Annotated in this window: 18 protein-coding genes and 4 pseudogenes; 12 read left to right on the top strand and 10 right to left on the bottom strand. The window is 67.3% G+C overall.

Going from position 1 to position 21,025, the window contains the following annotated elements; all coding sequences use genetic code 11:
- Positions 1-511 precede the first annotated feature (511 nt).
- Positions 512-646: an NmrA family NAD(P)-binding protein gene (locus tag ACFTWF_RS24735; RefSeq protein WP_378463791.1), complete on the top strand. Its 135-nt coding sequence runs from the start codon at positions 512-514 to the stop codon at positions 644-646.
- Here ACFTWF_RS24735 and ACFTWF_RS24730 read toward each other — a convergent pair.
- Entirely contained in the window at positions 643-1,164 is a 522-nt protein-coding gene (locus ACFTWF_RS24730) for a zinc-binding dehydrogenase (protein ID WP_378463790.1), read from the bottom strand. The two genes, ACFTWF_RS24735 and ACFTWF_RS24730, sit on opposite strands and share 4 nt — an antisense overlap.
- Between ACFTWF_RS24730 and ACFTWF_RS24725 the strand changes: the two are divergent.
- A pseudogene (locus ACFTWF_RS24725) lies at positions 1,158-1,748 on the top strand (MFS transporter); the annotation flags it as partial. The gene ACFTWF_RS24730 and the pseudogene ACFTWF_RS24725 overlap by 7 nt on opposite strands.
- 78 nt (positions 1,749-1,826) lie before the next feature.
- Here the strand turns inward: ACFTWF_RS24725 and ACFTWF_RS24720 are convergent.
- Positions 1,827-2,867 carry an NAD(P)-dependent alcohol dehydrogenase gene (locus ACFTWF_RS24720; RefSeq protein WP_378463789.1) on the bottom strand — a complete coding sequence of 347 codons (1,041 nt, stop codon included), beginning with the start codon at positions 2,865-2,867 and terminating at the stop codon, positions 1,827-1,829.
- 111 nt (positions 2,868-2,978) lie between these two features.
- On the bottom strand, positions 2,979-3,440 hold the full coding sequence (locus ACFTWF_RS24715; protein ID WP_378463788.1) for a MerR family transcriptional regulator: 462 nt from the start codon (positions 3,438-3,440) through the stop codon (positions 2,979-2,981).
- 255 nt (positions 3,441-3,695) lie between these two features.
- On the opposite strand from ACFTWF_RS24715, the gene ACFTWF_RS24710 reads away from it, so the two are divergent.
- The 4 genes from ACFTWF_RS24710 (at position 3,696) to ACFTWF_RS24695 (ending at position 7,792) form a co-directional block, all read left to right on the top strand.
- Entirely contained in the window at positions 3,696-4,220 is a 525-nt protein-coding gene (locus ACFTWF_RS24710) for a hypothetical protein (RefSeq protein WP_378463787.1), read from the top strand.
- Positions 4,217-4,834, top strand: a complete 618-nt coding sequence (locus ACFTWF_RS24705; RefSeq protein ID WP_378463786.1) for an RES family NAD+ phosphorylase — start codon at positions 4,217-4,219, stop codon at positions 4,832-4,834. The genes ACFTWF_RS24710 and ACFTWF_RS24705 overlap by 4 nt, the downstream gene beginning before the upstream one ends.
- A 435-nt stretch (positions 4,835-5,269) precedes the next feature.
- Positions 5,270-5,884: a hypothetical protein gene (locus ACFTWF_RS24700; RefSeq protein ID WP_378463785.1), complete on the top strand. Its 615-nt coding sequence runs from the start codon at positions 5,270-5,272 to the stop codon at positions 5,882-5,884.
- 1,707 nt (positions 5,885-7,591) lie between these two features.
- Positions 7,592-7,792, top strand: a complete 201-nt coding sequence (locus ACFTWF_RS24695; RefSeq protein ID WP_378463784.1) for a hypothetical protein — start codon at positions 7,592-7,594, stop codon at positions 7,790-7,792.
- 340 nt (positions 7,793-8,132) lie between these two features.
- On the opposite strand, the gene ACFTWF_RS24690 is transcribed toward ACFTWF_RS24695, so the two are convergent.
- Positions 8,133-8,405 carry a hypothetical protein gene (locus ACFTWF_RS24690; RefSeq protein ID WP_378463783.1) on the bottom strand — a complete coding sequence of 91 codons (273 nt, stop codon included), beginning with the start codon at positions 8,403-8,405 and terminating at the stop codon, positions 8,133-8,135.
- Between the two features lie 1,186 nt (positions 8,406-9,591).
- Here ACFTWF_RS24690 and ACFTWF_RS24685 point away from each other — a divergent pair.
- Together ACFTWF_RS24685 and ACFTWF_RS24680 are read left to right on the top strand one after the other, a co-directional pair.
- Positions 9,592-10,134 carry a M23 family metallopeptidase gene (locus ACFTWF_RS24685; RefSeq protein ID WP_378463782.1) on the top strand — a complete coding sequence of 181 codons (543 nt, stop codon included), beginning with the start codon at positions 9,592-9,594 and terminating at the stop codon, positions 10,132-10,134.
- Positions 10,135-10,553: 419 nt separating this feature from the next.
- Positions 10,554-11,117, top strand: coding sequence for a hypothetical protein (locus tag ACFTWF_RS24680; protein WP_378463781.1), 564 nt, complete (start codon positions 10,554-10,556; stop codon positions 11,115-11,117).
- A 746-nt stretch (positions 11,118-11,863) separates the two neighbouring features.
- Here the strand turns inward: ACFTWF_RS24680 and ACFTWF_RS24675 are convergent.
- From ACFTWF_RS24675 to ACFTWF_RS24665, 3 genes and pseudogenes are all read right to left on the bottom strand, one after another.
- A pseudogene (locus ACFTWF_RS24675) lies at positions 11,864-13,579 on the bottom strand (hypothetical protein); the annotation flags it as partial.
- Positions 13,580-13,911: 332 nt separating this feature from the next.
- Positions 13,912-14,307, bottom strand: a pseudogene (locus ACFTWF_RS24670) (hypothetical protein).
- Positions 14,308-14,354: 47 nt separating this feature from the next.
- A complete protein-coding gene (locus ACFTWF_RS24665; protein ID WP_378463780.1) occupies positions 14,355-14,660 on the bottom strand; it encodes a hypothetical protein in 306 nt (101 codons plus the stop codon).
- A 2,371-nt stretch (positions 14,661-17,031) separates the two neighbouring features.
- Here ACFTWF_RS24665 and ACFTWF_RS24660 point away from each other — a divergent pair.
- From ACFTWF_RS24660 to ACFTWF_RS24650, 3 genes are all read left to right on the top strand, one after another.
- Positions 17,032-18,273: a hypothetical protein gene (locus ACFTWF_RS24660; RefSeq protein ID WP_378463779.1), complete on the top strand. Its 1,242-nt coding sequence runs from the start codon at positions 17,032-17,034 to the stop codon at positions 18,271-18,273.
- A 440-nt stretch (positions 18,274-18,713) separates the two neighbouring features.
- On the top strand, positions 18,714-18,926 hold the full coding sequence (locus ACFTWF_RS24655; protein ID WP_378463778.1) for a ribbon-helix-helix domain-containing protein: 213 nt from the start codon (positions 18,714-18,716) through the stop codon (positions 18,924-18,926).
- Positions 18,923-19,279: a type II toxin-antitoxin system PemK/MazF family toxin gene (locus tag ACFTWF_RS24650; RefSeq protein WP_378463777.1), complete on the top strand. Its 357-nt coding sequence runs from the start codon at positions 18,923-18,925 to the stop codon at positions 19,277-19,279. The genes ACFTWF_RS24655 and ACFTWF_RS24650 overlap by 4 nt, the downstream gene beginning before the upstream one ends.
- Before the next feature lie 39 nt (positions 19,280-19,318).
- On the opposite strand, the gene ACFTWF_RS24645 is transcribed toward ACFTWF_RS24650, so the two are convergent.
- Positions 19,319-19,459, bottom strand: a complete 141-nt coding sequence (locus ACFTWF_RS24645) for a hypothetical protein (protein WP_378463829.1) — start codon at positions 19,457-19,459, stop codon at positions 19,319-19,321.
- Positions 19,456-20,055 (bottom strand): ATP-dependent RecD-like DNA helicase, encoded by a 600-nt coding sequence (locus tag ACFTWF_RS24640; RefSeq protein ID WP_378463776.1) that lies wholly within the window; start codon positions 20,053-20,055, stop codon positions 19,456-19,458. The genes ACFTWF_RS24645 and ACFTWF_RS24640 overlap by 4 nt, the downstream gene beginning before the upstream one ends.
- 46 nt (positions 20,056-20,101) lie before the next feature.
- Here ACFTWF_RS24640 and ACFTWF_RS24635 point away from each other — a divergent pair, with 46 nt between their 5' ends.
- Complete coding sequence (locus ACFTWF_RS24635; protein ID WP_378463775.1) at positions 20,102-20,344, top strand: hypothetical protein; 243 nt, start codon at positions 20,102-20,104, stop codon at positions 20,342-20,344.
- On the opposite strand, the pseudogene ACFTWF_RS24630 reads toward ACFTWF_RS24635, so the two are convergent.
- Positions 20,303-20,704 (bottom strand): annotated as a pseudogene (locus ACFTWF_RS24630) (AAA family ATPase); the annotation flags it as partial. The gene ACFTWF_RS24635 and the pseudogene ACFTWF_RS24630 overlap by 42 nt on opposite strands.
- Positions 20,705-21,025 lie beyond the last annotated feature (321 nt).

Genomic DNA, 21,025 nt, shown 5'->3' with positions numbered 1-21,025 from the left:
GTCTGACCGCGCACGTGCGTGGTCACGTGAGCGGTGTAGCAGCAGACATCCCCAAGGCGAAGGAAGAACTGCTATTCCGTCCGTCGCGTGTAACCACTTCAGGCACCAGAAACTGTTCGTTGCCGCAACGGCATTGTGCCTCAACGATAATGCACGCTCGCCGCGGCGAGGACTGTCTCCGATCCGTCCCGTTGCCGCAGGGAGCCGGGTGGTTGACAGGGGCATTCCTCGGAAGGTGCGTTCGGTCGTATTCGGCCACCAGCTGTGCTTCGAGCGGCCAGGCGGACGCCTGTCCCGTGCGCTCATATTTTTTGGGGCGCAACGATGTCTGCGCCGAGGGGCGGGGTTTCGAAGCCTCAAATCTTGCTCATCCGGCCGTTGCGGATCATCGGGCGTCGGGAACGAAGGCTGCGTAGGACCTTTCGAGTGGGGTGTGCCGTCGTCGACGGACCCCGGCGGACCCCGGCGGACCCCGGCGGATCCCGGGGCACCCGGTGAAGAGGTGAAAACTATGAAACTCGCTGTCATCGGCGGTACCGGGTTGATCGGTCCGCGGGTGGTCCGGAAGATGGCCGGTGCCGGACACGACACCGTCGCGCTCTTTCGCGGAATAGTCGAGGAATGCACTCGACGCGGGTCCTGCTAGTTGTGATTCCCAGCCACGCTCAGAAGAACCTTGCCGATGGTTCCGGGCTCATCGAGCATGCGGTGTGCGTTCGGTGCGTGTTCGATGGGGACGACGGCGTGCACGACCGGGCGCACGAGGGACTCGGAGATCATCGGCCATACGTGCGTGATCACGTCCTGCGTGATCTGTCCTTTGCTGCCGGGTCCGTCGGAGGGGCGGGTGCGCAGGCAGGTGGAGTGCACGCTTGCGCGTTTGCTCATGATTCTTGCGAGATTGACGGTGCTGTTCCAGCCGCCTTGGAGGCCGATCACGACCAGTCGGCCGCCCTCGGCGAGGGTGGCGATGTTGCGTTCGAGGTACGCGGCCCCCATGTTGTCGAGGATGACGTGGGCGCCCGCGCCTGCGGTGCCGTCGTTGACGGCGGCCACGAAGTCGGTGTCGGTGTAGTTGACGAGGATGTCCGCGCCGAGGGTTCGACAGGCCTCGAGTTTGTCGTCCGAACCGGAGGTGACGGCGATGTGTGCACCGAGCGCCATTGTACTTCGGACTTTCGATCGGCAGCCTCATCGCCCAGTCGCCCGCCTCCACCGGCTACGGCATCGCAATGCCCCTGTTCTGGGCCGGATTCGTGATGCTTCCCCTGTCGGTGGCAAGTTTCGGCGCGAACCGACTCGTCCGCGTGGTCTCGCACCGGATCCGCATGAGAACGCTGCTGCTCCTCGGCGCGGGCCTGGTGACGGCCTCGAGCGTGCTCCTCTGGGGCGCCCACGACGCACTGTGGGAAATCCTGATCGGCATGCTGGGGTTCGGCGCCGGAATGGGCATGATGTACGCGGCGATGCCTTCCCTGATCGCACGCAGCGTCGCCGACACCGAACTCGGCAGCGCCGTCAGCTTCAACCAGGTGCTGCGTACCGTCGGCGGCTCGTTCGGCAGCGCCGTCGCGGGCGCGGTACTCGCCGCGAACCTGGCACCGGACCTACTTCCCACCGAAACCGGGATCGCGCACGCACTCGCCATCGGATCGATCGGATGCGCGATCGTCTTCGCCGCATTGCTCATCAATAATGTGACGTCACGTCCGCGGCCAATCGTGTATCCGGTAAAAACGGATTCATAGGCGGGGGCGGGCAGGATGGGTTGTGGTCGTGAAACGCCCGCCGCACATTGTGTGTGTGGCGGGCGTTCACGTTCGGGGTCAGTGCAGGGTGGCGGTGTCGATGACGAACCGGTATCGGACGTCTGAGGCGAGGACCCGCTCGTACGCCTGGTTGATCCGGTCGGCGGGGATCACCTCGACGTCGGATCCGATGCCGTGTTCGGCGCAGAAATCGAGCATCTCCTGGGTCAGGGCGATGCCGCCGATCATCGATCCGGCGAAGTTGCGGCGGCCGCCGATCAGCGACATCACATTCAGGCTGAGCGGCTCGGCGGGGGCGCCGACGTTGACCAGGGTGCCGTCGACGGCGAGCAGGCCCAGATAGGAGTTGAGGTCGATGCCGGCGCTGACGGTGTTGACGATGAGGTCGAACCGGCCGGCGAGCTGGTCGAACGTGATGGGATCGGACGTGGCGTAGTAGGCGTCGGCGCCGAGGCGCAGGCCGTCCTCCTGCTTCTTCAGGGTCTGGGACAGCACGGTGACCTCGGCGCCCAGAGCGTGGGCGATCTTGACGGCCATGTGCCCGAGCCCGCCGAGGCCGACGATGGCGACCTTCTTGCCGGGGCCGGCACCCCAGCGGCGCAGCGGGGCGTACGTGGTGATTCCGGCGCACAACAGCGGGGCCGCGGCGGCCGCGTCCAGGCCCTGCGGGACGGACAGGACGTAGTCGGCGTCGACGACGACGTGGGTGGAGTAACCGCCCTGGGTGGTGGTGCCGTCCCGGTCGATGCCGGCGTAGGTGGGGATCATGCCGCGGGCGCAGTACTGCTCGTCGCCGCGGCGGCAGTGGGTGCAGTCGCCGCAGGAGTTGACCAGACAGCCGACGCCGACGCGGTCACCAACCGTATGGCGGGTGACGTCGGCGCCGGTCTCGGCGACGATGCCGACGATTTCGTGGCCGGGTACGACCGGGAAGGGTTGCGGGCCCCAGTCGCCGTTGACGGTGTGGATGTCGGAGTGGCAGATGCCGGCGTACTGGATTTCGATGAGGACGTCGTGGGGGCCGACGTCGCGGCGCTCGATGGTGGTGGGGGCGAGCGGCCGGCCGGCGGCGGGTGCGGCGTACGCGTGAACACGCATGGCGGATCTTCCTAACTTCTGTGCTGGGTCACAGTGGTGGTGAGCGGGGCAGGGTCGAGTGACCGGTGGCGCATCAGTGGATGGGCGCGCACCAGCGTGTGGTGGGTGGGGTTATCGCTTCTTGGTGTGGTGGAGTTCGTCGGCGAGTGCGCTCGCCTCGGCTGCGAGGAGCGCAGCGCGGGGTTCGTCGCCGGCATCGATCGCCCGCCAGTAGTCGATCTTGATGTCGACGTAGCGTTGACGCAGTGCGACCTGCCGGGCCTCGATCTCTAGTTGCTGCCGGCGCTCGGTGAGCAATTCGATCTGCGCGGCGGCGGCCGCGGCCCCGAGTTGTCCGTTGGCGACGTATTCCTTCATGTCGTTGACCGGCATCCCGGTGGCCGCCAGGCAGGCGATCGCCAACAGTTGGCTCAGGTCGTCCTCGTCGTAGACCCGGTGTTTGCTGCTCTCCCCGCGGCTGATCGGCGCGATCACCCCGACCGTCTCGTAGTAGCGCAGCGTGCTGGCCGGGAGTCCGGTCAGAGCGGCCGCGTCCTTGATCGTGTAGACGCGTGGGGTGGTTCGTGCGGTCACGTCATCGACGCTAAGAACTTCAAGTACTTGAAGTCAAAGGTTGGGTGAGTCACACCCGGGGTCTCGGACCGCGGCAGCGCAGCGGCCCGCAAGCGGGTGGTCTTGCCACCGGCGCCGGGTGACGGACAGCCACGGCGGCTGTCGACGTCGATCGCATTGGGGAAGCGTTCGACCGACCTTCCTCCGGTTGACGTGGTTGACCCTTTGAGTCAAGCTTGTGGTTGACAGAGTTGACGCACGATAGTGGGGTTGGTGATGACGTCGCTGGTGGAGCAGGAAAAGCAGTTGATGGAGGAGCTGTCGCAGCGGGTGCACCGCACGTTCGCGGCGGCCGCTGAGGCAGGGGTGCCCGCCGACGCGTTCGCGGACGTGCAGGCGATCGCCGATGCGATGTCGGCCGCGCTTCCCACCCATCATGTCTACGACCAGGTCGTGGGCCCGTTCTACGACACGGCCGGCCTGACCCGGTGGTGGAAGGTCAGCCGGCAGGCCGTCAGCAAGAAGGTCGCGACCAATGCGGTGATCGCCTGCCAACTCGAGGAGGGGCAGTGGGTCTACCCGGTGTGGCAGTTCACCAGCAGCGGCACCGTGGACCCGGCGCTGGTGCAGGTGTGGCGTGTGTTGCGGGCGGGGGCGGACCCGTGGACGTGTGCGCTGTGGCTGCGGGCACCGCAGGACGGGTTCGGCGGTAAGACCGCCGTGGCCTGGTTGGCCGAGGGCGGCTGGGTCGACCCGGTCCTGGCGGCGGCCCGCGCGGACGTGCGACGGTGGGCTGCGTGACCCGGGAGGACGTTGCGCTGCAGGCGCCCGGAACGCGCACCCTGACCGGGTTTCCCGGCTGGCGGCTGACCGGGCGCCGGCAGGTCCACCGGGGCCACCGGGTGTCGAACGGGCCGTGGTGGTTCTCCTCGTCCGGGGGTGGACGATTCGATCTGGCCGCGCCACGGGGCACGTGTTACGTCGCGTTCGACGAGACGACGGCGATCCGGGAGACGGTGGGGGAGGCATTGGCCTCGCTCGGGGTGATCGCCCACGACTTCGCCGCCGAGCGGGCACTGTCGACGCTGCGGGTACCGGGCACCTATGACCTCGCGGACACCTGCGCCGTCGCGGCTGCCGGGTTCGGGCTCACCCGGGAGTTGTGTTCGATGACCCCGTACGACGTGCCCCGGGCGTGGGCGGCGGCGTTCGATGCCGGGTTCGACGGCATCCGGTACCAGACCCGGTTCACCACAGGTCCGGCGGCGAATGCGGCCGCCGTCTTCGGTCCTGCCGGGGAGGCGTCCTGGCCTGCGGATCCTCGTCCGGAGACGTTCGCGGCGGCAGCGAAACGTTGCGGTATTGCGGTACAACCGCTTCCGCGGTCGGTCCGGGTTGTCGGTCCGCCGACCTGACACAGACGGAGCCGCCCTCAGTACGAGATGACGCCACGGAAGCGGATGCCGATGGTCATGAGTTGGGCTCCGGTGCGGGCGTGGGCGGTCGCGGCCGACGACGGGCGTGTGGTCTTCGCTGACGATGGTGGCATCGAACCCGCCCCACCCAAACTAAGCGGAAGTTGAGCGACGTTCAGTGCGATATCGCGCGGCTCTCGCTTGCATACGGCGATGAGGTGTGGGGTCGGTGCGCCCCGCCCCGCCGCCGTCACCAGGTGGGGTACCTGACTGCGTGTGGTTATCGCGGTGGGTTGTCGAGTTGCTTCCATTCGTGTGTCCAGTGCCGCAAACGGTTTCGGTGGATCAGTGTGCGGGCGAGTGCGGTGGGGAGGAGACGGGGGCCGGCGGCGGCAGCATGAGGTCGTCGTTCAGACTGGGCGGCCCGGATCGTCGGTGAGCGCGGTGATGGCGGCGCTTGCCCGGGTCTTGTCCCGGCATGTGGCGGCGTATCCGTTGCGGGGGATCCGCTCACATGTCGACGATCTGGCACCGACGGGACGCCCGATCTTCAGCCGCGACTGCCCCGAGTGCACCTTCGCCTTCCCCGACGACAGCGCCCTGGCGGGAGAGTCGTTGACGGTGCTGGTCAATCACCTCGAGAGCAAGGGTTACGGTCGGCCGGCGGACAACAATGCGCTGCGCCGCCGGCAGGCCGGGCGGATCGCCGAGATCTATCAGCACCTCCGCTCCGGCGGGGTGGAGTTCATCGCTGCCGCCGGTGACCTCAACGACACCCCCGACAGCGAACCCCGTGCCCCGTTGCCCGCCGACACCGACCTTCGCGATGTTGCGGAGGTTGCCGGGTTCGATGACGGCGGACGGCCCGGCACCTACGCCAACGGCACCGCGGGCAACAAGATCAACTACCTGCTGCTCTCACCCGCACTGTTCGACCGGGCCACCGACGGGGCGATCTTCCGCAAGCGAGTGTGGGGTGGGAAGAACGGGACGTTGTTCGAGCACTTCCCGACGATGACCTCCCCAGTTCACGCGGCATCGAGGCGTTGATCGCTGGGCGCCTCACCGGCTGACAATCGCGCCTGACCGACAGCCGGTGAGGCGCGGACTCCCGCGAAGGTAGGGGTGTGGTCGACCCCGGGCGCGTGCTCATGCGCCGGGGGTCGTGCCGTCACATCACCAGAAGGCCAAGCGTGGCGACTGTCGGTGCGCGATGCGGGCGAACCTTCGAGACCCGACCGAGCGCGCGTCACACCGAACATACGCCGGCGATCGTGCGTCGGGATTGACGGTGCGCGAACCCCGCCAACCACTGGGGGTCGGCTGGCGGGGTCGCGGCACCGGCTCGAATGTGGGGGAGAGCCGATGCGACGACGAGTGTAGGAACTGGGGCAGGGGAATTCGGATACTGTGACGCAGCACACGCCATCTTTTCGGGCCTGCGGTACAACCGTGCCGAGAACTCGCGTCGGCCGACCAGGGTCCGGGAACGATTGATGACACGCCTCGCCGCCCGGCCAGGTGAGGCAAGTGCGGTCTGCGTTCAGCGGAATAGGGCATTCCTTCAGCCCCGGCGGAAACTGATGGGGTTTCGGAAATGGCGGGGCGAAATCCATCATTGATTCGCGTTCCGGCACGAGGCTTTGTCGCCGTAGTGTCTCGAATAGTCCTGCAATCCAGCATGTTCCATCGATATTCGGCGGCATCGAACCGAGTGCGCACCGGGGCAGCGTGGTCGGCCGATCGAGTTGCTCGACCCTGACGCCATCGACCCCGAGGAGCTTGTCGTGTTCCTCAGCGCCCGGTTCGCTACGACTCGCCGAGGTGTCGGGTTCGCCGATGATCTGCCCCCTTCTCGGGTTGGGCCGGAACTCGGTCGTTGCTTGTTTGCCTGACCTAATCGTATTGCGGAATTGTTATCGGACCGGTATAAAGATTCACATCGTGTGCTGTGCGTCACGATTCTCTGAACAAATCGAACTGGAGTTACAAATGGACCTCGCATCTCTCGCCGACTTCTTCTCGCACGTCTCCACCCTTCTCGGCGCCCTCGACTTCTTCTCGGGTTCTGCTGGGTCGCTCAGCGGCTAGTAGCAGCTGGCCAGTAGCGTAACCGGCCCTTTCGTGGCAGGAGGGGTCCGTGTTTCAGTGTGCGGGCCCCTTCCGCTGCACTGGAACTGCTCATCCTTGTCTCCGCCGCGTCGATTCCCTCGCGGGTATCCCATGGATGTAATTCGCTGCGAATGGGCAATGCGTTTCAAGATCATTTTCTGGTTCGAACGCCGACCTATCTCGATTCGGTAACTCGAAACGCGAGATCAAAATTATGCGTGTCGCCGAGTAATGGAAAACAAGGGAGTCGCCACGTCGATTCCTCCGACGGTGGGCGGCGCGAGGGCCGGCAAGCGGTGGCGGCGCATGCTCGAGCGTCGCACTCTCCGGGTCCTATTGTGGCTGTGGGGTTACTGAAAGTCCCTCCCCGCAAGCGTTGTTCGGAGTCCGGTGGTGATCAGGTGTGGGTGGGTTCAGCTTGCCTGCCCTCGCACCGAGGACCGCGCGTGCGATGTCATCTCTATTGCGCCGGACCGGGTGTCGGCCGGCTGCTTCAGTGCGCCGAGTTCGCCCCGGAGTCCGCGCTGCCTTTGCTACACCCGGCAAGCGCCATCACGGCTGCGGATGGCTTCGGGACGGTTGTCTCGTGGAGAGCCGTGGAGCTCGAACCGGGTGGGTCGAGCGACGAGGACGGTTTCTGCGATCGTGGCGATCGTCGCCCTCGATGTCGGGCCGTGGTTGTATGCCTGGATCGTCGGCGAAGCGCCGATGCGGCACGGCCGGGTGGCCCTGCGCCGAAAGGACCGCGGGGACAGGCTTCCGGTGTTCGGCGTCTGTGTGAGCGATGGCGTCGGCGGTGGCGGTGGCAGTGAGGTTTCGGCGGTGCGTGTGGCTGATGCCGCGTGATCGCTCAGTGGGGTATCTCGAGTGATCCCATGCCGGGAGTCGGGACGATCACCCCGAGCGGGCATCGTCGATGCTCGAGGCTTTCGGAAGATTCCCATGTGCGTTCGCGGGGGACGGTGGCATGGTGCCCGGCACCACCTGACATTCGCGCGATGATGGCCGCGATCGATGCAATGCGACCCATGCGGAGCTGGTGGCTCGGCGGTCGCCGGGGGCGATGTCCGGGCGGATGTCGATCCGGTCGAGGCGGGCCTAACTAACTGGGGTCCACGTCAGCCATCTCGGCCCGACCGCACCGACAATTGCCCGACCAGTCGTGCGGGTCCGGTCCACGCCGTCCTCACCCGATACAGATCAGGATGCTCACGACCACCACCGTGACCAGCGATGCGCCGCCGCAGGTCAGCCACGCCCACGTTGCGAAGTGCCGCCACCGCTGGCACCTCCCACCCGCGTCGGCGACCGATCGCCCACCGTTCGTATCGGACGCCCGAGCGTTCGAGAAGCGACGGGCCTTCGCGTCTGCCCGTACCGCCACGCCGAACGCGACGGGGATCACGAGTTGCGCAACAACGACCACGGCCACCATCGAATCCACGATCGCATCGGCCATTCCCGCTCCTTCCACACCGCACGAGCACGGTCACAGGTGCGTCGCGGATCGACCACCGGCCACCCCTGCTCGGACCCCGATGCCGCCTCCCGGCTCGATGCCCACCCGGTCTTCATCGACGACGGCCCGGCCCGATGGCGCCGCTTCCGCGACGATCCCCGAGTCCACCCGCCCCACCCAATTCGCGCACACATGAGATCACGAGGGCTGCCCGACTCAACGCCCGTTCCGATCGACCGACGGTCCGAGGCAATCATCCGAACGTCCCTCCGAGCGTGCTCATCCTTCCGATCCCGTCCTGGAGAGTCTGTGAGGCCACGGTCCGCTCGATACCGGGCTGACAGTGCCACGGGCGAGACGGTCAGCGGCCGGCTGACAGACCGAGTCGTGAAGGTTGCCGGAAGTTGAAACCAGCTCGGCGGCAGTGATTTACGAGATGGTCGGATGGTGCGGGGAAGGTGGTGTCCGCTGGGTGAGCCGATGCGGCCCGGTCGGAGCGGTAGTCCGTTCCGGCCGGGCCTCGTCGGGATGTGCAACAGGACGCCGTCGAGCGTGAGCCCTGACTTCGCTTGCCGTCAGCTGCGTGGTAGGGCGAAGGGCACTCTCGGTGGGGTGGCACGGTTACGTGTCGGTGTACTGGGGTGGTTGACCTCGACGGTGTCTCCTCGGGCGTTGACTGCGTGTGAAATTCTTGCCCGGTCGGAGGCTGAGGTATGACGGCGTGTGCCAATCTCCGCTAGCCCGTGTGGGTTTGGCCAGTCGATCCACCCTGCGATGGGTGTGTTCCGGCGTGAGGGAAATGGTAGGGCATCCGCCTCCCACATATCGCGGTGATGTGATCCATGCCATATGGGTTCTTCTGGTGTCGCTGAGATCGGTCGAGTGGTGGCAAACGGTGCCGACGGGTGTGCGTGCCCACCGGCCTCACTTCTCGGGAAGTCGCCCGCGGGGTGCCTCCATCGGGTGTCGGCACCAACTGGTCGGTACGACGGCGGAACCATCTGACTATTCCGAAAATAGGTATGTGCACGGGTAATTCGGACGTTGCTCGTCGGGTTCGTGACCGAGATGTTATAGAGGTCTCGTCTGACGGAAGCTGTCACTGCATACCGTACGCGGCGACGCACACAGAGGTGCGGTCGCGGTCGAGATGTTCCTGACCATCTCGACCGACGTAGGAAGAATCATGGGCAAACAGAGGGCGGAGAGTGTCTCTACCGCACGGCGTGTGATCGCCATTGTTGCGGGAGCGAGTGCTCTCGCAACACTGGGCGGAGTACTTCATTCGGGTACGGCCAGCGCGCACGACGCGTCCGAGACACCCCGGGGGTGCGACTGGGAGTGGCCGGTCAATGGTCCGGTGTCGCAGGGGTTCCACGTCGGCCACGACGGCACTGACTTCGCCGTCACCGTGGGTACCGTACTCCATGCGCCGACGTCGGGCACGATCTCGGTTGCCGGACCGAATGATCCTGGCGGATACGGAACCTACATCCAGCTGGAATCCGATACCGGCGAGCGGATTCAGATGGGTCACCTGTCCCAGACGTGGGTCGGCGTGGGGGATCATGTCCGTGTCGGTGAGGAGATCGGCGCCACGGGCAACACAGGTAGCTCGACGGGTCCACATCTGCACCTGCGCATCCACAGCAGTGGTGCCGTCGATCCCGTGACCTTCTTGCGTGCGGTCGGTGCGTGCGACACAGGTTCGAGCGACATCCGATCCTGATCCGGCTTCCCCGGCACCCGTGGACGATTCCCTGTCCAGCCGAGTCCGGTGCCGGGCTCGGCGGCGAATGTCGTTACAGGACTCAGGAATGGACACAGTGAGGTGCCGTGCCCGGCCCGGTCGACGACGGGCCATCCGGCGGGGTCTCGACCGACGGTCCGAGACACGCGTGAGCGGTCACGTTCGTCTCCACGATCCGGGCCCGGTCCTGTCGACTTGAAGCATACGGGTTGGCCCGGGATCGGTGGAGCGAGCGAACCGTTCGCCGGTGCGCCCTCCGCACCCAATCGTCCTTTCATCCAAATGATCCCGCCCGTACCCATGTGGCCCAACAGTAAGGCAGGCAGATGATTCGCAGGTCCGCAATGGCAGTAGGAACAGCACTCGCGGCGTTAGGCATTGCTGCGGGTGTTGCTGTCGTGGCCCCGACAGTGGCCTCGGCTGCAGACCCGTGTGGTGGCACCTGGGACGTCGTCGTCGGCGGGTTGACCAACAACGAGTCTGTGGGATTCCTCAACGAGGACCAGCGCGTCCGGTACAACTCGTTCGATACCCGCTCCGGCGTGAGGGAACTCGACCGGCTCATCCGTGCGCATGCGCGGGCATGTCCTCGAGACTTCATCCACCCGGTGGGCTTCTCGGGTGGTGCGGCGGTGGTGCATCTGTGGGCAACCGAGAACGGCAGGGAATTCCGTGGCAAGGCCAGCATCGTGTTGATCGGTGATCCCAAGCGGCCTGCCGACCCCGGTGGCGGCCGGGGATTCGCGGCTACCGATCTGGGGTGGGTGCCGGCACTCGGCGGTGCGAACGACGACTACGGTGGGTTGCCCGCGCTCCAGGTATGCAACGGGTGGCTCGGCGGCGGTGACCACATCTGCAACAGCGGCGCCGGTTGGGGTGGATATATCCGTGGTGTGCACGGCGACTACGACTTCGATGTGAACGCGTACCCCATCGATGCTCATGGGCTGATCTTTCGGTAACGCGGTCCTCGACAGATGATCGGCAACACAGCATCTGAATCGGGTCGGGTGCCTCGTCGACTGAGGTGCGACCCGAGGTATCCACCTCCTTTCGGTGACGCACCTTCTGGCGTCCGAGTGGGCGGTCGAGGGCTGAGCCCCGGATCGGAGTCTCGTGTGTCCGAGCAGCAACGTCGAGCGCCTCAGCTTCGGGGCTGTCGGCAGGCAACGGTCTGCAGTCGATGAGAATCGGTGCGCACCTGTCGGCCACGACGTGTGCGTCGGCGTCGCTCCTGGCTCCCGCACGTTGTTGCACCTCCCGGCGATGCGGCTGCGTGCAACGGAATTGTCGCGAACACCGTGTTGCCTGGCGCGCCGTGGCAGGGGGTCGGCGATCACCGCATTCCGGCGTCTTTCGCCCGGAGAGCGGCTGCGATGTGTGGCCCCGGGCTCGGCCGGTAGAATGCGCACACGGTAGCGGGATGTGTGGCCCGCCTTGTCGAACGCGACGGTTGGCGATCGGATTGCACGTGAGCCCGGCCCGTCCATAGGTCTGATAGCCGGTGCCGCCGGTGGTCGGCCGGTCGGCGCTGGTCGAGTCGACGGTGGTCTCGACAACGTCGTTCGGGAATTGCGGCGACGGGACGTCTTGGCGTCGAATCCGCCGGCCGACGCGACAGCGCCACCGAGTCCGATCAGCGCCACCGCGGCCGGCATCAGCACCACCGGAACACGCCCTACGAGCCCCGTACGCCACCCGAAACGGCTCAGGAAAGGGGAGAAAGGCCGATCCGTGCGGCTCCGGGCCGCAGCAGGCTCATGCCGCACCCCCCGATCGCGGCGCGGGTCGCCCGCGAGTCGAGGGCGTCGAACACGTGGGCCGGGTGCACAGAGTGTGTCCAGTCCGAACGGATCAGCTCGATGTCGTCGGCCCTCTGCGCGATGAACCGGCGGGCCTGGTCCAGGTGCTCGGTGTCGGTGTCCTCGTCGAGGGTGTCCTCGCCGCCGCCGAGGCTGGCCAGTAGCGACTCATAGCCCTCGCCGAGCGGAAGGTTCAGCAGTTTGAGTGCACCTTCGATCGCGCGGGCGTTGGCGCCGAGATCACCGATGATCACCTCGTACGTCAGCGCGGACTTGTTGTCGGTGCCGTCGACGCCGAGATAGTCGTCGGGCAGCTGCGAGCACACCAGCGCGCGAACCTTGCACTTGCGGCTGTCGCAGGCGATCCGCAGATTCAAGGTGCGTTCGGCGCCGGTCTGCTCGAGATACTTGTTCTCGTCGAGGAAGAGCACCTTGCGTTCGTAACGCGGCAGCTCGTAGACGAGCCGGTTCGCCATCCACGCCGCCATGTGCCTCAGCGGGCCGGCCATCCGTTGCTGCGGGGTCCACTGTGCCGGGTCGGTGCTCTCCGGGGGCTGTTGCAGGCCCGGCATTGTCAGCACGGTCAGGCGCACGTTGCGGTCGATGTCCTCGCCGTCCCCGAGGGGTCCCTCATCGGGGAAGAGAACTCGGGCCTCGGCGAGCTGGGACATCATCGCCAGGTCCTGGTGGATGGACCGTGCGCAGGAGATCAGGTCGACGTTGTTCTCGTCCTTGCCTTCGCCGATCGTGGCGATGGCAGTAAGCACTTCGCTCGTGTTGTGGTTGCGCCGACCGCCGACCATGTGCGCCGCGGTCTGTAGGACCGTCTCGGTCCACTGGTGTTCGAGCCGTGACGGGGTGAGCATCATCTTCAGCACCGACACCGACACCGACACCGACACCGACACCGACACCGACACCGAGATCCGTTCGGCCTCCGAGGCTCGCAGATCCGCCTTGTACTGCGACTGCGACTGCGCCGCAGCGACCGGATCGGCGTCGTCGGGATTGGACGGGTCGTACTCCGGGTCGTCGCGGCGCGGGTCGACGATCACGCGGTACGGGTTGAGCGATCCTGGACGTGAGGTGCGACCGGTCAGCGCCTGCACCTCGGCGACACCCCGGAACTCGGGTGGCTGCGCAAGCTTCGTCAGCGGCCCCGACGGGTCGAGCACCACACCGTAGGCACCTGCGCGCACCGCCTGGTAAACGAGCATCCAGCCGAGGAACGTCTTACCCGAGCCGGGCACCGCGACGGTCGGTGTCGAACCGGACTTGTGCTTCTTCTCGTGCGCGGCGAACAGATCCCACACCGCGGGCCGCGGAGCGATCGACGCGGTCTGTCCGACCACCACGCCGGTGCGGTCACCGATCCGGTCACCGACCGCCGCCATCCCGGCCGACAGCGCCTCGACGTTCATCCGCCGGCAGTGCGCGATGTTCGCCAGCGGCTCACCCGGGATGAACTCGCGCAGCAGCTGGTACTGGCCGTGTTCCTGTTCCAGGCGAATCCGCGGCGCGTTTATCTCCTGCACCAGCGCGACATTCTCCTTCGCTTCCTCCGGCGACGCGCCGACGACGAGGTACCAGCCCTCGGTGCGCACCGACAGACCCGAGAGGTCCCTTCTTCGCCGCCGCGGCCTGCCTGGTGAACTCCGCCTCCGGGTCGCGACCGCGGTCGCGTTTCTTTTCGCGCCGTCTGTCTTTCGTTGTGGTTTCTGGCTCCGCATCAGGTGCGGGGGAGGGCAGTACGACCGGTGCGGGAGCTGTGATGTTGCTGTTCGGAGCCTGTGACCATGCCAATCCCGGGGTCGGGGCCGGTGCGGCGGCCGATCGGTTCTCCGCCATCGCCGCTGTCCACGACGGCAGCAACGCACTGGGCGGAACGATGGCCGGCTCGGGCTCGTCGAGGTTCGGATCGAACAGTGCGGCGATCTCGTTGTCGGGCTCGCAGTCATCGGGAGGACTCGCCTTCGATCGGTGTGATGGCATGCGCGCTGCCGGCAGCGCGGGAATGGCGGGAATGCGGAGCACGACGGTCTGGCCGGGCTTCGGCGGGCGCGGTGCGTTCAGGTCGTTCCACGCGGCTCGGATCACCGACCGGACCGGGGGGTCGGCGTTGACGAACGTTCGTCACCCGTGCGGTGAGCGTGATGGTGATGATCACCATCACGACGAGGGACTTGAAACCCAGCGGCACGTGCACGACGGCGCGGGCGATGACGAAGACGGTGACCATGAACGCGGCCCCGACCCCGAGCGCCGCGTAGCGAATCCGGAACGGCAGCGTGAACCCGGTCGGGCCGAGGTAGTGCTGATCCACCCGGTGCCGCAGGTCGTCGTTGTCGATCTCGGTCGGCTCCCTTCGGTCGACGGTGGGTGATCGGGCACGGCAGGTCAGACCACTCGGATGCCGAACAGGCCGAGTAGCCAGTTGCCGATGCCGGTCGCGGCGCTCTCACTGCTCGCGAGGGAGAAGAACGCGATACCGACGAGGGACAGGCCACCGACGGTGAAGACCTTCGACAGGTTGCCGCGCAGGCCACCGACGACGCAAGCGATCAGGGCGAGGATCGTGAAGATGATGTTGTCGCCGATCCACGCGCGCAGGCCGCCGGTGGAGGCTTCGGTGTCCTGGGCGTGCACGTCGATGCCCGGGGTGGGGGCGATCGCGAGGTCGACGACTGCGGACGACAGGGGCATGAGCACTCTCCATCGCTGAGATTCGGTGCACCTGAATGTGGATGGGCACGACCGTAAGTCGATCTCGCATTTCATCTCAATGGGTGTCCGCGCCGGGATCGGTCATCGGCGCAGGCCAACGGGGCGGTGGGGTATCGGGAGTGTCGTTTCCAGCGACGGGTGCGCAGTTGCGGCGCGGCGGGGCCCACGTGACCTCGATGGACATCCGGTAATCACGCTGCGCGTGAGGGGGTTCCCCGCGATTGACTCGCACGGTGGGGCGGCCCGGGTGTCGTTGCGGCCGTCAGGACGCTATGGGGCGTAGGGGTTAGAGCGTGGCGTAGAGGCGTGCCATGGAAAGTCGAGCGATGGGTACACACACTTGCTCTGCAAGCGCGAGGTCGGCGGGTTGAGCATACGGTGCTAACGGCGGCGTCGGAGGCCGCGCCCAGACGGGCTGCCGCGGCAGATCCGCAGCGAGTGGATCGAGCACCGGTGGCGCCGGTGCGTGGAGGAGCGCTCAGATGTGCGGTGAGAACGGGCGCCGGATTCGGCGATGGATTTCGGCGGTGGATTTCGGCGGTGGATTCGAGCGCCCGAAAAAGCGCCTCCCGGGCCCACCCCCTCCGGGGGTCACTCCCCCCGGCGTTCCTTGGGGGGAGTGTAATCCAGAATTGCGCTCAGCGCCAATGCTATTCGGAACGCCCATGTGGAACGCTATGCGCAGTGCTCGGACCAGTGCCGCGGCGCGCACTCGTCGCCGACGCATGCCTACGGTTTCCGTAGTGCTCACAGCACCGCTCGGTCGAGCGGGCACAACCGCCCGCAGAGGCGCGCGGCGAAGCGCTCGAAACGGCACTCGAACACGCACTCGCACGAGCGCCGAAAACAGTGCGGCGCACCGGCCCCTACAGAGCACTCGGTGAACGCCCGTGAGCGCTCGCACGAGCGTGCCGATCAGCACCCGGCACAGCGGGTTGACGGGCGGACGCAACCAACGCTCACACAGCATGAACAGGGCGCCCTTCACGGGCGCGAGTCGAGCACGTTGAGGGTTCGTCGATCCGGCCTGAGGGTCCTGCGTGAGAGCGGTGTTCGTCACCCCCTGGGGTGTGTCGACCGAGGGGGACACCCCGTTGAGGAAAATCGCGGGCTTCTGTCACTGTGCTGAAAGACACCTCCCCCGCCGATGTTCAGGAGAGGTCGAGACGAGCGAAAGGCACAGGCGGTGAGCGGAAATCACGACCCACTTGAGGACTGGTTGGTCGCGACGTGGCGCGACATCTTCGGCGATTCCGGCGACGGTCGCGGCAGTCAGGTCGGCGAGGACGGCCAGCCGACCCGCATCCGCCGTTTTACTCCGCGCTCGCCGATCGCCGTCGTCGCCGCAGCCGTCGCTGTGTACTCCCAGCGCCTCACCTCGGCGGCCGCCGGTAACGAGACGGTCGTTGACGTGCTGACGAAGCTGCACGGCTACCGTGTTGCTCGCCGCCGCCGCGGTCGCTCTGGTAACACCAATGAAGAAACCGACCCTCAGCCTCACACCGGCACGGCGCCCCGCCGTGATCGACCTCCTCGACGGCGCACCCACCGCCGGTATCCCGCCGGGCACCGGCGATGGGGCGCCCGGCGAGCCCCCGCCCACCCCACCGCGGCTCACGCCGCCGGCACCATCGCCCTCCGGTCGGCGTGGACCGGGGAAGAAGACCGTCGCCGCCCTCGGCGCCGCAGGACTGCTCATAGCCGGAACGGCGGCCGGGATCAGCCAACTCGGCGGTGGCGACAGCGGCGGGGAGCTTCCGCTCTGCCCGTATCCGCCATGGCGGACGGGTCCAGGGCCCGTGACGCCGATCGTCGGGGTCGGGCACCTCGGTCGCGGCGAACCGCCACGCACTGGTCACCCGTCTCGCGACGGGAATCGTCGGCGGAGCGGGTGCACTCCGTGCGCCGGGAAGTCGGGGCCCGCGCCGGTCGACTGTCGGTCGCGGTGATCTGTGCGCACGCGCACAGGACCGGCGCGCACAAGATCGCACCGGCCGCGTGGCGGGACCAGCTCGACGAGCTGCGGATCACCCCGGAGGGCGCGTGTGCACACGGTCCGGTCTCGGCGTGGCAACAGACGAAGAACACCCGATCCGGAGCAGGGCGGGGGGTTCCACACGTGCCGAGCAGGGCGCGACCGGGTCTCGTGCTGGCGCTGGTGTGTCGGACAGGGTCGGGCCGCTCCCGCCGCATGTGCGCACGCAGGCCGCGGGTTACGACTCGGCCGGGCCCCGGGGACGTGTTCGCCGAGCTCGGTCACGGCTACGGCTGCCGATTGATTGAGCGGTCGCTGTGCGCTGTTCGCGGGCTGTGGGCGGCGGTGCCGCGGCTCGCGTGCCATTGTCGGGGTATGGCACGAACGTGGTTGTCGGTGACGGTGGAGCTGTTGGGTGGGCGCGGGGAGGAATTGTGGCCGTGGCCCGGTCGGGTTTTCGCGGTCGGGCCGTCGCACACCTTCATGGACCTCGCGAATGCGGTCAATGACGCCTTCGCCCGCTGGGACCGGTCGCACCTGTCGATGTTCACCTTGGCCGACGGTCGAGTGGTCACCGACGCGGAGACCGGGGCCGAGATGGTGTCGTCGGTCGGTGGACCGATCACCGAATCGGTGGATATCGAGTCGGCCGAGGTCGCCCGGCTGTTGGGACCCGGTGCGGAGTTCCAGTTCACCTTCGACCTGGGTGATGACTGGACCCACCGGTGTGTGGTCGGGGAGGAGAAGGTTGACCCCGTGCAGGTGCTGGGAATCCGTCCCGACGCCCCGTTGCCGTACTGGGGCTGGGGCGCCATCCCGGACCAGTACGGGCGCCGATGGGCCGGCGACGACGGGGACAGCCGAGCACCGCGCCGACCCACCCAGCCTCATCCGATGCTGTTGCACGTGTGGCCCGGACGGGGGCAGGTGCCTGCGCTCGACGTGTCGGAGCTGCGCGCAGCGATCGCAGCAGCCGATGCCGTCCGTTTCCTCGCCGCGGTGCACGGCCGGGACGTCGACGACGCGCTGCAACAGGTCGGGGCGGGGATACCGATGGCGCTGGCGCAGCGGCGGAAACAGGCCGAGCCGGTGACGGTGTCGGTCATCAACCGGCTGACCTGGCGCGCCGGCGCGGGTGACGAGGTGCTGGCGCAGGACCTGCTCGCATGTCTGCGCAGCGAGCCCCTGGCAGGGCGGGTGGTGCCGGTCGACCTCGAGATGCTCGGTGCCGAACTGGAGGGGGATCCGTGCATGTCGACCGGCGGCTACGTCGACCTGCGCACCGGACAGGTGTACGACGAGTGCAGCACCGACCCGAGGATGGTCGGGGAGGACGCCGCCGTCGACGTGGAGGTCGAGCCGGACCGGTGGCTCCGGTTCGACCGCGCCGGCTCCCGGGACGGCTGGCGCGACATGGCGGCCTTCGCGGAGCGGTGCCACGATGCGGCGCTGCGGGAGCGGCTGGAGCGGGCGATCGAGGGCAGGGGTGCGTTTGGCCGGTTCCGCGACCTCGTTCATCAGGAGAGCCTCGCTGACCAGTGGTATGCCTTTTCCACGGACCGCCAGCTCGGTCGTGCCCGCGAGTTCCTCGCCGACGCGGGCATCCGCGTGGGCTGAGGGTCGGCTCGCCCCGTGCCACCTGTGACGGTGCCCGATGGTCGCCCAAGGTGCTCGACCCCGGTATGAACCCGCCGCGGAGCACAAGGTTCCAGCCCGGAAGGCGTGCTCTCGTGAGACTGTCGCAGGAACGGTGAGCAGCGGATCCAGGCCGAGGCACCGGACCGACCCGCTCAATCATCGTGTCGTCGTGCGAGTTCGGCGGCGGACCGGTCATCGGTGCCGTGGAATCCGAGGGTGCCCTCCGGTCCCGCTGGACGCCCAGCCAAGTCGACGACACGTCGACGACAACACTGCCGGCGGCGGCCGAAGCCGGGTGTGGAATACCTGTCGAGCACTCCGCCATCGGGAAGCGAGCGCGAGCGCGAGCAGGCGTGGCGTGTGGTGCCCCATGACCCCGGATTGTCTCCCGGCGAGTCATACTCCGGTATGCTTTGAGTATGACCGTAAAGTTCACGATCAGCCTCCCGGACGAGGATGCCCACGTCCTCGACGAGTACGTCCGTGATCACGGTCTCCAGGGTCGGTCGGCGGGAATCCAAGCCGCTGTCCGCCTGCTCGCGGCGGCTGGACTCGAACGTGACTACGCCGCCGCCTTCACCGAAGGCGACACCGATGACGCGTGGGACGTCACCACGGCCGACGCCGAATGATCCGCCGCGCACAGATTCATTGGGTCGATCTGGACCCGGTGCAGGGGAGCGAAGCGGCCAAGCGCCGGCCGGCGGTGGTCGTGAGCAACGATCGTGCCAACGCGACCGCCGAAAACCTCGGCCGAGGTGTGGTCACCGTTGTTCCGCTGACCACCAATACCGCGCACATCTTTCCGTTCCAGGTACTCGTGGAACCCGACGAATCAGGTCTGACCAGAGCATCGAAAGCTCAAGCGGAACAACTACGTTCGGTGTCCGTGCGCAGCCTGGACGCCGAACCTGTCGGAAGGCTCGGGGCGAGAACACTCGCAGCGCTCGAGGAAGCACTACGACTGCATCTCGATCTGCGCTGACGGGGCTAGGAGGTGGCCGGACGATTTCGTCGGGCATGGTCACGTGAACGGCCGCTCGGGGAGATCCTGACCGCCGATGGGGTCGCCACGGTTCGTGGCGCGGGTTGCGTATCCCACCAGCCCGGTGGTGCTGGTGGACGAGGCGCTCGCGCCGGCGTCGAGGATCTGGGGCATTGTCATCTGTTCGAGTGGATCGGCTGACGCCGGTCGGGTGGTCGGGGTGCAGGGCGGTCCGGTGGGGTGTTGTTGGGGTGTCGGTTGGTGTAGAGCCGGTGGGTGAGGGCGGTGTGGCGGCGGCCCGCGCCCGGGGTGCGGACCGCCGCGGCGAGGGCTTTGCGGGAGCCGACCAGGACGACGAGTTGTTTGGCGCGGGTGATCCCGGTGTAGAGCAGGTTGCGTTGCAGCATCATCCAGGACGAGGTGGTGAGGGGGATGACGACGGCCGGGTATTCGCTGCCTTGGGAGCGGTGGATGGTGACGGCGTAGGCGTGGGCGAGTTCGTCGAGTTCGGAGAAGTCGTAGTCGATGGATTCGTCCTCGTCGGTGAGCACGGTCAGGGTCTGGTCCTCGGTGGTGATGGCGGTGACGACGCCGACGGTGCCGTTGAACACCCCGGCTTTGCCTTTGTCGTAGTTGTTGCGCAGTTGGGTGACCTTGTCGCCGATCCGGAACACCCGGCCGCCGTAGCGGCGTTCGGGTTGTCCGTCCTTCGGCGGGGTGAGCGCTTGCTGCAACAACGTGTTGAGGTTGCCGGCACCGGCGGGGCCGCGGTGCATCGGTGTCAGGACCTGCACGTCCTGGCGCGGGTTCAGCCCGAAACTTGTGGGGGATGCGGCGGGCGACGATGTCGACCACCAGCTTGGCGGTCTCCTCGGCCGGGTGCCGATCCGAGTGTTCTTCTGGTTCGCAGGCGAACCAGAAGAAGTCGTCGAACCCGGTGAGCTGCGGGCCGGTTGCGGCGTTGATCCGGTGGGCGTTGATCACGATCCCGGACTGTTGGGCCTGCCGGAAGATCGTCGTCAACCTGACCCGTGGAATCGTGTCGGCGGCCAGCAGGTCGCGTAGTACTTCTCCGGCACCGACGGAGGGGAGCTGGTCGACGTCACCGACCAGCAGCAGATGCGCCCCGTCCGGGATGGCTTTGATGAGTTTGTTGGCCAGGATGACGTCCATCATCGACGACTCGTCCACCTCGACAAGGTCGGCGTCGAGGGGGTTGTCGCGGTCGTGTTTCGGGTCGCCGCCGGGTTGCAGCTGAAGCAGGCGGTGGACGGTGGAGGCCTCGTGGCCGGTCAGCTCGGCCAGCCGTTTGGCGGCCCGCCCGGTCGGCGCAACCAGCACCACTGTGGCTTTCTTCGCGGTGGCCAGCTCGACGATGGAGCGGACGGTGAAGCTTTTGCCGCAGCCGGGCCCGCCGGTGAGCACCGCGACCTTGCGGGTGAGCGCGAGTGTGACCGCGCCCTTCTGCTCGTCGGCCAGGTCCTGACCGGTCCGGCCCCGCAGCCACGTGAACGCCGTGTCCCAGTCGACCCGAGTGAACGCGGCGAGCCTGTCGGCGGGGAGTTGAGCAGGTCGAGCAGGCCGCCGGCGAGGGAGCTCTCGGCGCGGTGGAAGGGCACGAGATAGACCGCGGGGACGCTGCCGTCACCGGCAGGGACCGGTTCGCGGATCACGCCTTGGTCTGCGGCGAGCTGGTCCAGGCAGGGGCCGATCAGGTCCCGGTCTACCTCGAGGATCTTGGCGGCC

Source organism: Rhodococcus sp. NPDC056960 (genome assembly GCF_042674125.1).
In the GTDB taxonomy this organism is placed as follows: domain Bacteria; phylum Actinomycetota; class Actinomycetes; order Mycobacteriales; family Mycobacteriaceae; genus Rhodococcus_F.
The sequence above is the reverse complement of the archived record's forward strand: the minus strand, read 5'-3'. Positions and strand labels throughout refer to the sequence as shown.

Bases quoted from the DNA above. Each gene is read 5' to 3' on its own strand.
- ACFTWF_RS24735 (WP_378463791.1), top strand. From the start codon at position 512: ATGAAACTCGCTGTCATCGGCGGTACCGGGTTGATCGGTCCGCGGGTG.
- ACFTWF_RS24730 (WP_378463790.1), bottom strand. From the start codon at position 1,164: ATGGCGCTCGGTGCACACATCGCCGTCACCTCCGGTTCGGACGACAAA.
- ACFTWF_RS24720 (WP_378463789.1), bottom strand. From the start codon at position 2,867: ATGCGTGTTCACGCGTACGCCGCACCCGCCGCCGGCCGGCCGCTCGCC.
- ACFTWF_RS24710 (WP_378463787.1), top strand. From the start codon at position 3,696: ATGACGTCGCTGGTGGAGCAGGAAAAGCAGTTGATGGAGGAGCTGTCG.
- ACFTWF_RS24690 (WP_378463783.1), bottom strand. From the start codon at position 8,405: ATGGCCGATGCGATCGTGGATTCGATGGTGGCCGTGGTCGTTGTTGCG.
- ACFTWF_RS24685 (WP_378463782.1), top strand. From the start codon at position 9,592: ATGGGCAAACAGAGGGCGGAGAGTGTCTCTACCGCACGGCGTGTGATC.
- ACFTWF_RS24665 (WP_378463780.1), bottom strand. From the start codon at position 14,660: ATGCCCCTGTCGTCCGCAGTCGTCGACCTCGCGATCGCCCCCACCCCG.
- ACFTWF_RS24660 (WP_378463779.1), top strand. From the start codon at position 17,032: ATGGCACGAACGTGGTTGTCGGTGACGGTGGAGCTGTTGGGTGGGCGC.
- ACFTWF_RS24655 (WP_378463778.1), top strand. From the start codon at position 18,714: ATGACCGTAAAGTTCACGATCAGCCTCCCGGACGAGGATGCCCACGTC.
- ACFTWF_RS24650 (WP_378463777.1), top strand. From the start codon at position 18,923: ATGATCCGCCGCGCACAGATTCATTGGGTCGATCTGGACCCGGTGCAG.
- ACFTWF_RS24645 (WP_378463829.1), bottom strand. From the start codon at position 19,459: ATGACAATGCCCCAGATCCTCGACGCCGGCGCGAGCGCCTCGTCCACC.
- ACFTWF_RS24640 (WP_378463776.1), bottom strand. From the start codon at position 20,055: ATGCACCGCGGCCCCGCCGGTGCCGGCAACCTCAACACGTTGTTGCAG.